At 42.5% G+C, this 16,310-nt stretch carries 14 protein-coding genes; 1 reads left to right on the top strand and 13 read right to left on the bottom strand.

Annotation, left to right across the window (positions count from 1 at the left end; translation table 11 throughout):
• Nucleotides 1-98: 98 nt before the first annotated feature.
• The 13 genes from nuoN to ndhC all read right to left on the bottom strand — a co-directional run bounded on the left by nuoN (nt 99) and on the right by ndhC (nt 15,229).
• Nucleotides 99-1,655, bottom strand: a complete 1,557-nt coding sequence (nuoN, locus tag AC5YDM_RS02845) for an NADH-quinone oxidoreductase subunit NuoN (protein ID WP_496150632.1) — start codon at nt 1,653-1,655, stop codon at nt 99-101.
• 3 nt (nt 1,656-1,658) lie between these two features.
• On the bottom strand, nt 1,659-3,266 hold the full coding sequence (gene nuoM, locus AC5YDM_RS02840; RefSeq protein WP_496150906.1) for an NADH-quinone oxidoreductase subunit M: 1,608 nt from the start codon (nt 3,264-3,266) through the stop codon (nt 1,659-1,661).
• A 7-nt stretch (nt 3,267-3,273) separates the two neighbouring features.
• On the bottom strand, nt 3,274-5,169 hold the full coding sequence (nuoL, locus tag AC5YDM_RS02835) for an NADH-quinone oxidoreductase subunit L (protein WP_496150631.1): 1,896 nt from the start codon (nt 5,167-5,169) through the stop codon (nt 3,274-3,276).
• On the bottom strand, nt 5,166-5,474 hold the full coding sequence (gene nuoK / locus AC5YDM_RS02830; protein ID WP_496124474.1) for an NADH-quinone oxidoreductase subunit NuoK: 309 nt from the start codon (nt 5,472-5,474) through the stop codon (nt 5,166-5,168). Before nuoK ends, nuoL begins: the two co-directional genes overlap by 4 nt.
• Nucleotides 5,467-5,994 (bottom strand): NADH-quinone oxidoreductase subunit J, encoded by a 528-nt coding sequence (gene nuoJ, locus AC5YDM_RS02825; protein WP_496150905.1) that lies wholly within the window; start codon nt 5,992-5,994, stop codon nt 5,467-5,469. The genes nuoK and nuoJ overlap by 8 nt, the downstream gene beginning before the upstream one ends.
• Nucleotides 5,994-6,536, bottom strand: coding sequence for an NADH-quinone oxidoreductase subunit NuoI (nuoI, locus tag AC5YDM_RS02820; RefSeq protein ID WP_496124473.1), 543 nt, complete (start codon nt 6,534-6,536; stop codon nt 5,994-5,996). Before nuoI ends, nuoJ begins: the two co-directional genes overlap by 1 nt.
• 18 nt (nt 6,537-6,554) lie before the next feature.
• Nucleotides 6,555-7,571, bottom strand: a complete 1,017-nt coding sequence (nuoH, locus tag AC5YDM_RS02815; RefSeq protein WP_496124472.1) for an NADH-quinone oxidoreductase subunit NuoH — start codon at nt 7,569-7,571, stop codon at nt 6,555-6,557.
• 3 nt (nt 7,572-7,574) lie between these two features.
• On the bottom strand, nt 7,575-10,259 hold the full coding sequence (gene nuoG, locus AC5YDM_RS02810; RefSeq protein WP_496150630.1) for an NADH-quinone oxidoreductase subunit NuoG: 2,685 nt from the start codon (nt 10,257-10,259) through the stop codon (nt 7,575-7,577).
• A gap of 11 nt (nt 10,260-10,270) precedes the next feature.
• Entirely contained in the window at nt 10,271-11,602 is a 1,332-nt protein-coding gene (gene nuoF / locus AC5YDM_RS02805; protein ID WP_496150629.1) for an NADH-quinone oxidoreductase subunit NuoF, read from the bottom strand.
• Nucleotides 11,599-12,108 carry an NADH-quinone oxidoreductase subunit NuoE gene (nuoE, locus tag AC5YDM_RS02800; RefSeq protein WP_496150628.1) on the bottom strand — a complete coding sequence of 170 codons (510 nt, stop codon included), beginning with the start codon at nt 12,106-12,108 and terminating at the stop codon, nt 11,599-11,601. The genes nuoF and nuoE overlap by 4 nt, the downstream gene beginning before the upstream one ends.
• 14 nt (nt 12,109-12,122) lie before the next feature.
• The gene (nuoC, locus tag AC5YDM_RS02795) at nt 12,123-13,910 is read right to left on the bottom strand and encodes an NADH-quinone oxidoreductase subunit C/D (RefSeq protein WP_496150627.1); all 1,788 of its coding nucleotides are present in this window, start codon (nt 13,908-13,910) and stop codon (nt 12,123-12,125) included.
• A gap of 86 nt (nt 13,911-13,996) precedes the next feature.
• Nucleotides 13,997-14,674, bottom strand: coding sequence for a NuoB/complex I 20 kDa subunit family protein (locus AC5YDM_RS02790; RefSeq protein WP_004695382.1), 678 nt, complete (start codon nt 14,672-14,674; stop codon nt 13,997-13,999).
• A 6-nt stretch (nt 14,675-14,680) separates the two neighbouring features.
• Entirely contained in the window at nt 14,681-15,229 is a 549-nt protein-coding gene (gene ndhC / locus AC5YDM_RS02785; RefSeq protein WP_496150626.1) for an NADH-quinone oxidoreductase subunit A, read from the bottom strand.
• A 702-nt stretch (nt 15,230-15,931) separates the two neighbouring features.
• Here ndhC and AC5YDM_RS02780 point away from each other — a divergent pair.
• Nucleotides 15,932-16,288: a hypothetical protein gene (locus tag AC5YDM_RS02780; RefSeq protein ID WP_496150625.1), complete on the top strand. Its 357-nt coding sequence runs from the start codon at nt 15,932-15,934 to the stop codon at nt 16,286-16,288.
• The last annotated feature ends 22 nt before the right edge of the window (nt 16,289-16,310 follow it).

Genomic DNA, 16,310 nt, shown 5'->3' with positions numbered 1-16,310 from the left:
TATTATAAATGTTTTTTATATAAGAAATAAGAAAAGCCCTCAATCAATGAGGGCTTTTTTTGTTAACCACTATAGATTTTTTAGATTATTACACGATTTTATTGAAGAACAATGTGCAATGGTGCAACAAGCTGTGCTTGGTTCGCCAAAGCAATGATTGGATCTGGATAAACACCGATCACCAATACTGCTAGTGCCGCAAGCAACACCATGATTCCACCTACTTTTTGCCCCCAATGCTTATCAGCATCAATACGTGGACTATCAGGTGGAGTCATGTACATCACGATCATCACACGGAGGTAGTAGTACAAACCAATACCTGAACCGACTACGATCATCGCAGCAAAGAACCAATGTGCTTCAGACACAACTGTCATGACTAACATGAACTTACCAATGAAGCCTGCAGTTAACGGGATACCCGCTAGAGACAACATCATCACTGTTAAAGTTGCAGTTAGAATTGGACGGCGCCAGAACAAACCACGGTAATCAGCAAGTGTTTCAGCTTCGTTGGCATTGTTATAAGGACTAGACATTAACGCGACAGCACCAAAAGCACCGATCGTTGTTAATACATAAGTCACTACATATACGTTTACAGAGGTTAAGCTAAGGAATGATGCACTGATCAGACCTAACATTAAGTAACCGAAATGCGCAATTGAAGAGTATGCCAAGATACGTTTAAGGTTCACTTGTTTAACTGCAAGTAAGTTACCTACAAGAATCGACATCACTGCAATCACAATGATAATCGTCTTGATTGCTTCAATGCCGATCACGCCAGAAGACAACAAGTAACGAACAAATAAACCAATCATCGCTACTTTAGCAACAGTTGCTAAGAATGTTGCGATTGGTGCAGCTGCACCTGCATAAACGTCTGGTGTCCATTTATGGAATGGCGCAAGAGACAATTTAAATGCAACCGCAGCAACGATTAAACCAAGACCTAAAATTCCAAATACAGAAGTGAATTTTTCACCCAATTGTGGAAGATACGCTTGAAGCGCCATCATCAATTGTGGATCTTGAGTTTGTGTTAACGTCCAGAACATATCATCGACTTGACCAGCAAATGACAATGAACCCAACATTGCGTAAACGTAAGCCATACCCATCAACAACATCGCCGAAGCTGTTGCAGAAAGTACAAGGTACTTAATGCCCGCTTCTAAAGACTTCGCACGTTGATGTGTATAAGCCAACAAACCATACACAGGAATCGACATCAACTCTAAGCTGATGAAGAATGATGCAAAGTGAGAACTTGATACCATTAACATTGCACCCGAAATCGAGATCAACATTAAGATATAAAGCTCTTCGCGATTGTCTTTATACGAGTCAATATAAGCATGCGATAAAGTACAGCAAGCCAATGCTGCTACCAAAATAACAAGCTGATAAAGCAACGAGAATGGATCAACAATAAACAGACCCATTACGTTTCTAGGAACAACCTCACCACCAAACATTGTTAATAAAATGCTTGCAAGTGATAAATTCAGACCAATCACAGAAACAGTCGCAATCAAATTATGATTACGTTTGATCGCTGTAAGGATCATCACGACGATTGCTGTCAAAGCAACAATCATCACTGGAGCCAATGGCATTAGCTCAGAAAAAGAGAGTGTGAAGTTCATGACTTATTGGATCTCCACATTTTCAAATTGAGTTGTTGTTTGTTGAACAACTTCAACTGCTTCTTGTACTGGAATATAGCTATTCGCTAACCACGCCATACTTGAGTTCGAAATATCAAGGAAGGTTTGTGGGTAAAGACCAAGCCACAATAGACCTAAAGCACAGATCGACAGAATCACCAATTCACGCGCATTCAAATCTTTCAATGGGCTTGTATAGTGCTGTTTTTGCTCTTCATTTGGCGTACCAAACAATGCTTTGTGAATCAGGATCAAACCATACAAACCAGCAAATACTAAACTGATCGCAGCAATGATTGTGAACGTTGGGAACTTGGCAAATGCACCCATCAAGATTAAGAATTCACCGATAAAGTTACCTAAACCTGGAATACCTACGAGCGCTGCAACGAAGAACATAAGGAAGAATGGTAAATACTGGAATTGACCACGAATACCACCCATCAAACGTAGATCACGTGTATGCAAACGCTCATATACTTGACCACACATGATAAACAATGCAGCAGATGACAAACCATGTGCCAACATCATGATCATTAAGCCTTGGAACGTAAGAACGTTACCTGCGTAGATCGCAAGGAGTACAAAGCCCATGTGTGAAATAGAGGTGTAAGCAAGCAGACGTTTCATGTCTGTTTGTTGGAATGCACACCATGCACCGTAGAAGATACCGATCAAACCAAGAATAATCGCGATATCTGCAAACTGTGCAGACGCAGCTGGGAAGAACGGAATCACGAAACGCAATAAACCGTATGCCGCAGTTTTAATCAAGATACCCGCTAAGTCTACAGAACCTGCTGTAGGCGCTTGAGCATGTGCATCTGGTAACCAACCGTGTAATGGGAAAACAGGAAGTTTTACCGCAAAACCGATGAATAAACAGATCATGAATGCATAAGCAATCGCTGGCGCTTGTGTATCAAGTGCGTTTGCAACAGCCATCAAGTGACCATAACCAAAGCTAATCGTTTGCGTCATCATGTATCCATAGATCACTAGACCTAGAATACCAACAAGCATGATCAAACCAGCAACTTGTGTGTAGATGAAGAATTTAGTTGCAGCATAAACGCGTGATTTACCATCTGCTCCTTTATGACCCCAAAGTGCGATCAAGAAGTAGATTGGCACCAACATCATTTCCCAGAAGAAGAAGAAGAGGAACATATCAATCGCTAAGAATACACCGATCACACCACCCAAAGACCACAAAAGGTTTAAGTGGAAGAAACCAACATTCTTTTGAATCTCACCCCATGAACAGCCAACTGCCAACACACCAAGGAGTGCAGTTAAACCCACCATGAGAAGAGATAAACCGTCTACCGCTAAATGGATATTAATCCCCAGCGTTTGAATCCATGGCACCATGAATTCAGCAGACCAAGTTGGAGCAGCGCCACCAACTTCATAGCTATACGTACCTGACTGCCAAAGTGCAATACAGATCACTAAAGTAACAAGCATACCTGCCATCGCAATATAGCGCGGCAAATGTTCGTCGAACTTATCGACTAACCAACATACAAAACCAGCAATGAACGGTACTAAGATCAGCGCGGGTAAAAACCAGTTGTTTGTGATTTCCATCTTATTTCCCCACGACCTGAGTCACGACCAAGATCATTAAAATGACAACGATACCCAGTGCCATACTTGATGCGTATTCACGCAATGAACCTGTTTGACGTGAGCTTGTGAAGCTATGACCACCTTTAACAATAGCAGGAAGCATTAACCACAAACCATCAATTGGATCACGACCTAAAATCTTCGCGATAAGTAAATAAGGCTTAACAAATACGATGTCATACAACGCATCAAAGCCAAGTGCATTACGGCAGATATTCACCAGTCCAGCACCTAAGCAAGTGTTTGCAAATGATTGAACTGCTTTATATGCAAATGCAAATAACACCACACCAACCACTAGACCAGTCAATGCAACAGCAATTGCTACATATTCAGCACCATGTGCACCTGCTTCTAAAGCTTCAGGAATGATAAATGCAGGAATTTGAGCTGCATTCAAAATACTCATTACCGGTGCTTTAAGGACGATTGCAATACCTGTAGAAAGTACAGCAAGAATCGCTAAAGGAGCCCAATACGTTGCGCCTTTGATTTCGTGATAAGGCGTATTTTCTTTACCAAAGAATACGATCCAGATTAAACGGAATGTATAAATCGATGTTAAGAACGCACCTGCCACACCCACCCAGTAAAGGATATTGAAGATTGACTCACCAGCTAAATGCTGTTGTGTCCATACCGCTGCAAGAATCGCATCTTTTGAGAAGAAACCAATCGTTAAGAATGGAATCGCTGCCAATGCACCGCCACCAATGGCGAAACAAGCAAATAGGAATTTGTTCTTGTAGAACAAGCCACCCATTTTGAAAATGTTTTGTTCGTGATGGAACGCAAGAATCACTGCACCAGAAGAAAGGAACAATAACGCTTTAAAGAATGCGTGAGTCAACATGTGGAATAGACCCGCTTGGTAAGCTTCTGCACCAACCGCCATAAACATATAACCCAACTGACTCATTGTAGAGTAAGCAAGAATACGTTTGATGTCTGTCTGAACCAATGCTGCGAAACCAGCAACAAGCAATGTCACTGCACCCGTGATTGAGATAAAGATCATCACTTCTGGTGCCATTTCCATCACAGAGAACATACGGCAACACAGGTAAACACCCGCTGTAACCATTGTTGCTGCGTGGATCAATGCAGATACAGGTGTAGGACCTGCCATCGCATCTGCCAACCATGTTTGCAATGGGATTTGAGCAGATTTACCTGCAGCACCCAAGAACAACATTAAAGCAGTCCAAATCGTAAGTGATGAACTTTGCGTCATGACTGTTGGCGCATTTGCTACGATCTCAGCAATATTCAATGTTCCAAACTGTTGGAAAATGAGGAATAAAGCGATCAATAAGAATACGTCACCAATACGTGTTACGGTAAATGCCTTAATTGCTGCAACACCATTTGATGGGTTTTGGTAGTAGTAACCAATCAGCAAGTAAGAACACAGACCTACACCTTCCCAACCCAAGAACAATAACGCTAAGTTATCGCCAAGTACGAGAAGCAACATGCTCGCAACGAACAAGTTGAAGTAAGAGAAGAAACGCGCGAAGTCTTCTTCACCACGCATATACCATGAAGCAAAGATATGAATCAGGAAACCAACCCCTGTTACCATACCGAGCATCAAAAGTGATAAACCATCTAGGTGCAAGCTAATGCCAGGTGCAAAACCGGCAACATTAAACCATGTCCAAAGATGCGTCACTTGTGACTGTTCGCCACTGTTAATGAACTGCATACCTGCGATTAAAGCAAATAAAGCAGACAGACCGACAGAACCAACACCAATGATGGCTGCAACAGATTCAGGAAGTTTGTTACGCCCTGCCGCTAAAAGGATAAAACCAATGAGCGGGAATAATATCGTTAATGCTAATAAACTCATCCGCGCATCTCACTAGCAGCATCCACATCCAAATGATGGAAGCGATGATAGAACTGAAGGACGATTGCAAGTCCGATACAAGCCTCAGCCGCAGCAAGCGTTAGAATTAGAATGAACATGATCTGTCCATCTGGTTGTACCCAAGCACTGCCAGCCATAACGAATGCAAGCGCTGCTGCATTCATCATCACTTCTAGACTCATTAACACAAATAAAAGGTTACGACGAACCATCACACCGTAAAAACCAAGTGCAAAAAGAATGGTCGCAACGATCAAACCATGTTCTAAAGGGATATTACCCATTATTCTTTTCCTCTTCTACACCTGGCTCACGCTTACCAAGATGGAATGCAGCTACTAAAGCAGCTAGCAATAACATCGCAGCAATTTCAACCAATAATAAGTACTTCGTAAACAGTGCAATACCAACTTCTTTCGGTCCAACCATTTCTGTACCCATTAGCGGTGCAGTCACGGTGTTGAAATCAGAAGTAAATGTCCAAATAAGCGTTAAGCCCATAATGAAACTCATCAATGCTGGATATGCCCAAGCAGATGAAGTCATCCATTTACGTTCTTGCTCAACCGTGTGTTGACCTAAGTTCAACATCATCACAACGAATACGAATAAAACCATGATCGCGCCTGCATAGACGATGATCTCAAGCGCACCAGCAAATGGCGCGCCCACAATCATGAACATACCTGCAACAGCAAGTAGAGAAACGATCAAGCTTAATAAAGCATGTACAGGATTCGCGTTGGTTACAACACGAATCGTAGAAACGATGGCCACAAGTGCCATCAAATAAAATGGCCACATCATGGTAATAGACTCCGTACATCAACAGGTGCGCTTTCGCGTTGTGCTTGACCTTTATCTTTACCTGTCACAGCCATACCCGTTACACGGTAAAAGTTGTAGTCAGGGTATTTACCTGGACCTGAAATGAGTAAGTTTTCTTTCTCATATACCAAGTCTTGACGAACGTATTCGCCCAATTCGAAATCAGGTGTCATTTGAATTGCAGTCGTAGGACACGCTTCTTCACACATACCGCAGAAAATACAACGAGAGAAGTTGATACGGAAAAACTCCGGATACCAACGACCATCTTCTTTTTCAGCTTTTTGAAGTGAGATACAGCCAACAGGACATGCAACAGCACAAAGGTTACACGCAACACAGCGCTCTTCGCCATCTGGATCACGTGTTAACACGATACGACCACGGAAACGTGGTGGTACGATGTCTTCAGCTTTTACTTCTGGATATAAAATGGTGTCACGTTTGCGTGTTGCATGGCTAAACACCATGAACAACGAACGAACGATCGTCCCAAATCCAGCTAGAATTTTATACATTTTGTACTCCCTGCTGTCCTAGGCCTGATTCATCAGAATCACAGCACCAGTCACCAACAAGTTGACTAACGCTAAAGGCAAACAAATCTTCCAACCGAAGTTCATCACTTGGTCATAACGAGGGCGCATAAGCGAACCACGTGCCAATACAAACATCATCACAAAGAATGCTGTTTTAATAATGAACCAGAAAGCTGGCGGAAGGAACGGAATGTCTAAGTTGAAAGGCGCTAACCAACCACCGAAGAATAAAGTCACGATTAAAGCTGAGATCAATACTACGTTTACGTATTCCGCAACGAAGAACATACCCCACTTCATACCACCATATTCAACATGGTAACCTTCAGCCAATTCTTGTTCTGCTTCTGGTTGGTCAAATGGATGACGATGCGTTACCGCAACACCCGCAACCACAAAGATTAAGAAACCTAAGAATTGAGGAATAACAAACCAAACATCTTTTTGTGCTTCTACGATTTCACGCATGTTGAATGAGCCTGCAATTGCAACTACACCCATCAGTGAAATACCCAAGAAGACTTCATAAGAAATCGTTTGAGCCGCAGAACGTAAACCACCGAGCAATGCATATTTGTTGTTAGAAGACCAACCACCAAATAAAACTGCATAGACAGCAATACCTGCCATTGCCATAAAGAACAATAGACCGATGCTCATGTCTGCAACACCTAAGTAAGGTGAAACAGGAATAACCATGAACGATAACACCGCAGTTGCCATCGCAACTGCTGGTGCTAAACGGAATGTCAATTTGTCAGCAAATTTCGGTGTCCAGTCCTCTTTGAACATGATTTTCAACATGTCGGCAACGATCTGGAACATACCACCTGGACCTACACGGTTAGGACCGTAACGGTCCTGCCATAAGCCCAGCAAACGACGTTCAATGAACGACATCAACGCAGCGATCAATACAACAACCAGTAAGATCACAATCGCTTGAACTACAGAGTAGGCAATTGGCCAGTTCTCAGCCCAAAGCGGCGTTTGACGGATTAATTCTTGTTCCATGAATTATGCTCCTACCGCTACTGATACAGGCTCAGCAAGAGAAACCGTTGGTGCAAGACCAATTGGGTAGCCAATATAACCTGTTGGTAAATATTCGATCACTTGAACTGGAAGTACGATTGAAGTCTCACCTGCTTTCACAGTGATTTTTTGACCGTCTTGAAGGTTCAAACGAGTTGCATCTTGCTCACCCACTGCGAATACTGCTTCTGGAATACGTGATTCCATCGCAGGTGTTTTCACTGTGAATTCACCAGATCCGAAAATATGATGCATTGGCACTAAACGGAAGCTTTCAGCATTTACAAGTACTGGTGCTGGCGCAACAAATGTACGTGCAGGACGTTTAGTTAAACGATCAAACAAACGGATACCTGAATCACCACCTTTCAATGAACCGCCCACTTTATCTTGGAACTTGTTCCAAGCTTGTGGTGAGTTCCAACCCGCTGACCATGCAAATGGTACCAGTGGTGAAGGTGTTTGATTACCGACATAACCTTCCATAGAGAATGTTAATGCTGAATCTTGATCCGTCGGCTGTTTAGGCTCATGAATAGACAATGGCGCGCGAAGTGATGTACGACCAGAGTAACGACGTGGCTCACGTGCAACTTTAAGACCGTGTACACGGAAGCCTGCATTTGGTGCTACATCTTGAATCGCTTCTAAAGCAGGTACGTTTTTCGCAACTGATTCAATCACGTCATCAAGAACGGTCCAAGAAATCGCTTGACCTTTCACGCCAGTTTCAATGGCATGAATCCAACGCCATGATTCTTTAATTGCATATTCAGGTTTGTAGTAGCTTGCGTCATACACTTGGTAGAAACGTTGAGCACGACCTTCTTGAGATACAACCGTACCATCACCTTCCGCAAATGAAGCAGCAGAAAGAACGATGTTCGCTTTTTTCACTGTTTCAGTTTCAGCATGATCAAGTACGATGATGTCTTTAGCTTTAGCCAAAGCAGCATTAATTTGTTTCGCTGGTAAACGACGGTAAAGGTCATTTTCAACAATCACAATCGTGTCATAGTCTTGAGCAAATGCTTGCTCTAAGCTTTGACCGCCAAGGATTGCCATACCCATTGAGTTCACTTCAGGAACAGTCAATGTTAAACCTGCGTTAGCGCCAAGGTTTTGAGCAACTTGTGCCGCAGCTTCCATGATCGCTGGATCTTGTAAGCTTGTACCAGAGATAATCAATGGCTTTTTAGCAGCTTTCAAAGTATCCGCAATAGTTTGAGCAAATGCTTTCGCATCATCATCCAAACCAAGGATTGCTTCACCTTTCACACCAGCAGCGATTGCAAAACCTAAACGTGCGATGTCGTTTGGAGAAGCAACAACTTCACCTGTAGCAGCATCCGCTAAACGTGTTTGCGTTGCAGCTAAAATGTAAATCGGAGATTTAGCATCTTGAGCAATACGTTGCACAGGTTCAGCCAACCATTCTTGCGTACGACGTTCAGCAGCCATTTCTTTGGCTTTGTTTTTCGATGCTTGACGAACAGATAAAGCCATACGTGGCGCTGTTTGCGTTAGGTCTTCACCCAAAATCAACACAGCATCATAGCTTTCGATTTCACGCATGCCTGGGTTGTAAACACCCTCAGTTTGCATAATCGAAGCTGCAAGCTCTACTAGGTTTTGTTCTTTTTGAGAAAGACCTGTAGAGAAGTTTGCTTGACCCACTAATTCACGTAATGCGAAGTTTGATTCAAGCGATGCACGTGGAGAACCAATACCCAATACTTTTTTGCCTTGGATATTTGCAATCACTGTATCTAATGCTTGATCTACAGAAACTGTTTCAACACTCTTACCTGAACGGAACTGCGGCTGACGCGGACGATCTGCACGGTTCACATAACCTGTACCGAAACGACCTTTATCACATAGGAAGTATTGGTTTACTTCACCGTTGAAACGGTTTTCTACACGACGTAATTCGCCATAACGCTCACCCGGAGAGATGTTACAACCTGAAGAACAACCTTGGCATACGCTTGGCGCATACTGCATGTCCCATTTACGGTTATAACGCTCTGAATGCGTTTTGTCCGTGAATACACCTGTTGGACATACTTCAGTCAAGTTACCTGAGAATTCAGATTCTAAAGTACCTGATTCTGGACGACCAAAGTAAACACGTGATGCATTGGCATACACACCGAAGTCTGTACCACCTGCGTAGTCTTTGTAGTAACGCACACAACGATAACATGCGATACAACGGTTCATTTCGTGTGAAATGAATGAGCCTAACTCTTGGTTGTAATGCGTACGTTTTGTGAAACGGTAGCGACGACGATCATGCTGAGTCATCACCGTCATATCTTGTAAATGACAATGACCACCTTCTTCACACACTGGACAGTCATGTGGGTGATTCGTCATTAAGAATTCTACGATAGACGCACGAAAATCTTTCGCTTCTTTGTCTTCAATCGAAATATAGGTATTGTCAGACGCAGGCGTCATACATGACATTACTAAGCGACCGCGAGTATCTTCTGGGTTCGCATATTGAGTAACAGCACACTGACGGCAAGAACCAACAGAACCTAAGGATGGATGCCAACAAAAGTATGGGATGTCAATGCCTAGACTCAAACAAGCTTGTAGCAAGTTTTCTGAGCCGTCGACTTCATACGATTTACCATCGACATGAATTGTAGCCATAGTCGAATTCCTTAAGCTTGTTCAACGTTGCGAGTTTGAGCAGCCGCATTCACGACTTTTGCTTCAAATTCACCACGGAAATGTTTAAGTGCGCCCATTAAAGGTTCCATCGCACCCGGTGCGTGAGCACAGAAAGTTTTACCAATCCAAAGCTTACGAGTTAACTCTTGTAAGTGATCGATATCTTCCTGCTTACCTTCGCCATTTTCTAAAGCTTTCAATGCTTTAACAGCCCAAGGTAAACCATCACGACATGGAGTACAGAAACCACAAGACTCACGTGCAAAGAATTCTTCAAGGTTACGCGTTGCTGAAACCATACATTGAGTTTCATCAACCACCATCAGCAAACACGTACCTAAACGTGAACCTGCTTTCATGATGCTTTCTGCATCCATAGGAAGATCAATATGCTCAGCAGCCAAGAAGTCTGTAGATGCACCACCTGGTAACCATGCTTTAAGTGTTAAACCATCACGCATACCACCCGCGTGATCTTCAATTACTTCACGCGCAGTTGTACCAAATGGAAGCTCCCAAAGACCTGGGAATTTCACTTTACCTGATGCGCCATAGATCTTCGTACCTGGATCTTTCGACTTACCTTCAGATAAACCGATGTACCATTCAGGACCACGAAGCATGATTGCTGGTAAGTTGTTGTAGGTCTCTACGTTGTTCACAATCGTAGGACGACCCCAAGCACCTGCAACTTGCGGGAATGGTGGCTTCGTACGTGGATTTGCACGGCGACCTTCAAGCGAGTTGATCAATGCAGTTTCTTCACCACAGATATAACGACCGGCACCCGTATGCACGTACAACTCAAAATTCCAGCCTGTACCCAGGATGTTTTCACCCAAGTAACCTTTGGCACGGATTTGATCTAAAGCTTCATTCAAATATTGAGCAGCTTCGATGTACTCACCACGGATAAAGATATAACCATGTGTTGCTTCTAATGTATAAGCAGCAATCAACATCCCTTCGATCAATTGATGTGGAAGATCTTCCATCAACAAACGGTCTTTGAATGTACCCGGTTCCATCTCATCGGCATTACAAATTAAGTAACGCGGCCCTGAGTTATCATTTGGCGCCATGAGCGACCATTTAATCCCTGCCGGGAAACCTGCACCACCACGACCTTTTACTGTCGCAGCTTTAATCACTTCAAGCACATCTTTCGGTGGCATTGTGATTGCTTTTTTCAGGCCTGCATAACCTTCAAGTGCTTCGTAATCATCTGCACTACGAACATTCGCTTGCTTGCTCAAACGCCATGTAAGCGGGTGAGTTTCTGGGTTACCGTCGCCATAAATCGGTTTTGGTTCAGTATTCATACATACTTCTCCAAGAGCTGTTTCACAGAAGAAACTTCCACAAGTCCGTGAGTATCTTCGTTAATCATCAGGGTTGGACCTTTGTCACAGTTCCCCAAACAGCAAATCGGCAAAATTGTAAAACGACCATCTGCAGTCGTTTGACCAAATTGAATCCCCAATTCACGTTGGAATGCTTCTGCTAAAGTTTCAGCACCCATCAAGAAGCAAGCGATCGAATCACACAGTAAAATTACGTTGCGACCTACCGGCTGGCGATAAATACGGTTGTAGAATGTTGCCACACCTTCAAGGTCTGCAAGACTCATGCTGAGCAATTGAGCAATTGCATTCATCTGCGCATCATCTACCCAACCGTTACGACGTTGAACACATTTCAATGCATCCAAACACGCTGCGCGTGGGTACGGATAATGCTCAATGTGATGTTCAATATCGTGGATTTCTTCCGCAGTTAAAATCCCTTCAACGTTCACACGTGGCTTTTTATCAGTCAAAATCATCATAATGCGTTTACCCCTTAGCGATCCACGTCAGCCATTACGACGTCAATTGTCGCTAAATAAATGATTAAGTCAGACATTAAGCTGCCGTTAATCACAGAAGGCATTTGCTGTAAATGCGTGAAAGTTGGTGTACGGATACGTGTACGATAACTCATCGTCGACTTGTCAGACGTGATGTAGTAGTTCGACGCACCTTTCACCACTTCTGCCATGACAGAAGCTTCACCCGCAGGCATTACAGGACCCCAAGATACGCTCAAGAAGTGCGTAATCAAAGTTTCAATGTCTTGTAAAGTCTTGTCTTTCGGTGGTGGAACTGCCAATGGATGGTCAGCTTTATATGCACCAGACGGCATATTGTCTAAACACTGCTTCACGATTTTTAATGATTCTTCGATTTCACGATAGTGAACCATTACACGCGCATAAGCATCGCCTTCATATTCAACTGGCACATCGAAGTCGTAGTTTTCGTAGCCACTGTATGGACGATATTTACGTACGTCAAAGTCAATACCTGTTGCTCGCAGACCCGTACCTGTTACACCCCAAGCCAATGCAGATTTTGCATCGTATTGCGCAACATTACGTGTACGACCTACAAATACTGAGTTTTTAAGTGCTGCAGTATGGTATTCCTTCAAACGCTTCGGCATCCAATCCAAAATTTCACGGATCAGGTGTTGCCAGTTGTTTGGAAGGTCATGTGCTGTACCACCGATACGGAACCATGCAGGGTGCATACGGTAACCGGTGATCGCTTCAATCGCATCATAGATTTTTTGACGGTCAGCAAACATGTAGAAGACTGGCGTCATACCACCAGCATCCTGAATCGCAGTACCAATAAACAATAAGTGGTTATTGATACGGAATAACTCAGACATCATCACACGGATACATTGCGCACGATCAGGAACAGTAATCCCTGCCATTTGCTCTACGCCAAGCACGTAAGGCATGTTTTGCGCACAACCACCTAAGTAGTCAACACGGTCTGTGTATGGAATGAATGAATGCCAAGTTTGACGTTCAGCCATCTTTTCCACACCACGGTGGTGATAACCAATATCAGGCACACAGTCTTTTACTTCTTCACCGTCCAACTGCAAGATTACACGGAACGCACCATGTGCAGATGGATGGTTAGGACCCAAGTTCAAGAACATGAAGTCTTCGTCATCATTACCACGCTTCATACCCCAATCTTCAGGTACAAAACGGAGATGCTCTTGTTCATAATCTTGCTTCGCTTGGTTCTGCATATACGGTGTATATTCAGTCGCACGTGCAGAGTATTCTTTACGAAGTGGGTGACCTTCCCAATACGTTGGTAACAAAATACGACGGAGCATCGGATGCCCTTCGAAATTGATTCCAAACATATCGTACGCTTCACGCTCGTACCAATTGGCATTTGGCCAAATATTGGTTGCTGTCGGAAGATTTACATCATTCTCGTTTAAAGCAACTTTAATACGAATATCGGTGTTACGTTCAAGTGACAACAAGTGATAGAACACAGTGAAGTCAGACGCAGGTAAACCGTCACGGTGCGTACGTAAACGCTCATCTACCGCAGACAAGTCGAACAACATCACGTAAGGACGTGACACTGTACGCAAGAACATTAAAACTTCTTGTACACGTGCGCGCTCAACCCAGACCGTTGGAAAATCTTCAAAAGTCGTTTGCACATAGAAGTTCTCACCAAATTTGGTTTTGAGATCTTCTACAATCGCAAATGCTGGGCGTGAATCAACTGGAGTTGACTCTGGCATAGCAATGTCAGTTTCAGCCATTAGCTTGGCTTCCTATTTAATACAAATTCAGTCAACCTAAACGACAATTACACCCATTCGGGTGCATCAATATTTCATCGCTTAAATTATTTAATTTCATCCATAGAGCGTAAGTTTTTCACTGCTATACGTTCAGCATTCTTACGATCACGTTCTGGCATCATCTTTGGCTTATACACAGGCTTAAGATCATCACCAATAACCGCAGAAAGTGGACGGCGCTCTAATTGAATTTGGTCTTGCAACAACATTAATGCTTGAATCAAAGCTTCAGGACGTGGCGGGCAACCTGGGATATACACATCAACAGGAATGATTTTATCCACACCTTGTACAACTGAATAAATGTCGTACATACCACCTGAGTTTGCACATGCACCCATAGAAATAACCCATTTAGGTTCAAGCATTTGTTCATACAAACGTTGAATTACTGGAGCCATTTTTACGAAGCAAGTACCTGCAACGATCATCAAATCCGCCTGACGCGGTGAAGCACGAATAACTTCTGCGCCGAAACGTGACAAGTCATGCACACCTGTTAAGGTCGTTGCATACTCTACGTAACAGCATGATGTACCAAAGTTAAACGGCCAAACTGAGTTCTTACGACCCCAGTTTACTGCTGTATGTGCTACGTCCTCTAAACGAGTCATAAACACATTTTTATTCACTTCTTCTTCTAGCGGATCTGTAACGATTTGACGCTCTTGAAGTGGATATTGATCAGCATCCGGATTCGCACGGGTTAATGTATATTTCATCCCGTATTACTCCTTATCAGATGATGCAGTCGGTGTCTTAGACTTCACACGACCAGATGATTGTGCTGGAATTTGACCCGTAGGATCGATTACCAACTCTTCAATTGAGTTAAAGCGTGTAATTTCCGCGATGTCCATATCTGGCGAACCCATTTTAGGTTTAATCCCTGCTGCTTTACGCTTATCTGACGGCGCCCAATTCAGTGCACCTGTAGAAAGTTCGTAAATCAAACCAACGAGTAAAACTAAAATAAATACGGCTGCAGCTGCAAAACCAACCCAACCTACTTCACGAACTGAAACAGCCCATGCATATAAGTAAAGTGCTTCTAAGTCAAAAACTACAAAGAAAATTGCAACTAAATAGAACTTTGCAGACAAGCGAATACGTGCACCACCTGCACCTACAACACCTGACTCAAATTGCTCTTGTTTCGCACGACCCCATGATTTACCACCAAGGAGTAATGGAACAGTCAGCATAAAGACGCATAAAAATGTAACGCCGATCACGAAGGCAATAATTGCCCATTCGTATGGAGTAATGGCACTCATGCGGGGATAACTCCTGGCAGGCCTATTTATTAACAAAGAATGTATGTATTGGCCTTTAAATACACCAAACACAAAATTAATCCCGCCAATTGTACCTGATTGCAGTCGTCTGTTGCTAGCGTAAGCGTCTTAGTCTTTGGGATGATATTTTAATCAATCTTCAAAAAAAATTGTTTTGATCACCTTATATTCAACATCAATCGTTTTATTGAATAGTAAACTGGATTTTTATTATTATTTCTATATTTTAATGAAAAGCTGACTATTTATTGCCTCAAGGTGCTTTCACTGATTCAAATTGCATCATTTGTTTCAAAATAACACCCTCATAAGACCCAACTATCCTGATCTATATAAGACAGATACTGTTCAATCTTAATGATCACTCTTTAAGCAAAAAGAAAAAATACCCTTACCCAAAAGATCTACCCAAAATCAGATCACCACTATTTTTATTCATTTCAAATTCAGAGAATTCTTTAAATTAAATTTCGTGTGACTTTTTTGCAAATCTTACTGCACCTTATCCATTGTTTATGCTATTTATATTGAAAACATAATTGTTTCCAAACAGTGCTTCAAAATAGAAAAGATTGAGTTATTAGGAGATACTACACAAGATCACTTAATGACTCTAATTTAAGATACTGTTTAAAAATAAAGAATTTAACCAATCAAATTCCATCTAAAAGGAAAACAAGAATGTCCTTAGAATTCACACACAAACCTAATTATTTTTTATACGCTCAGCTTATTATTCGTCACATTGAGTCATATATTAAAAAACATCCTGACGCGAATAATGCGATTTTCGATTTGCGTGACATCTACCAAGTGTTCCGTGAGGATCTTCCTTCTACAACCACAAATTTAGATGCCATTTTAAATATTGCAGATGAATATACTGTTGAAACTTTGACAGGCGATCAGAAGATCATCAGCCATTATAAAATCAATGCTTCTGATAACAGTCTACTCATTGATTTCAATTCAGAAGCCCTAACTGCACTGAGAGATGGTAAGAAGATCATTGAACCTGATGCAAATAACTATCAATAATTTCAAATCAGCAGTTGTTTTA

The sequence above is a fragment of the Acinetobacter sp. CY81 genome (assembly GCF_059515925.1).
Note: the sequence above shows the minus strand (reverse complement) of the source record. Positions and strands in the feature narration are given on the sequence as shown.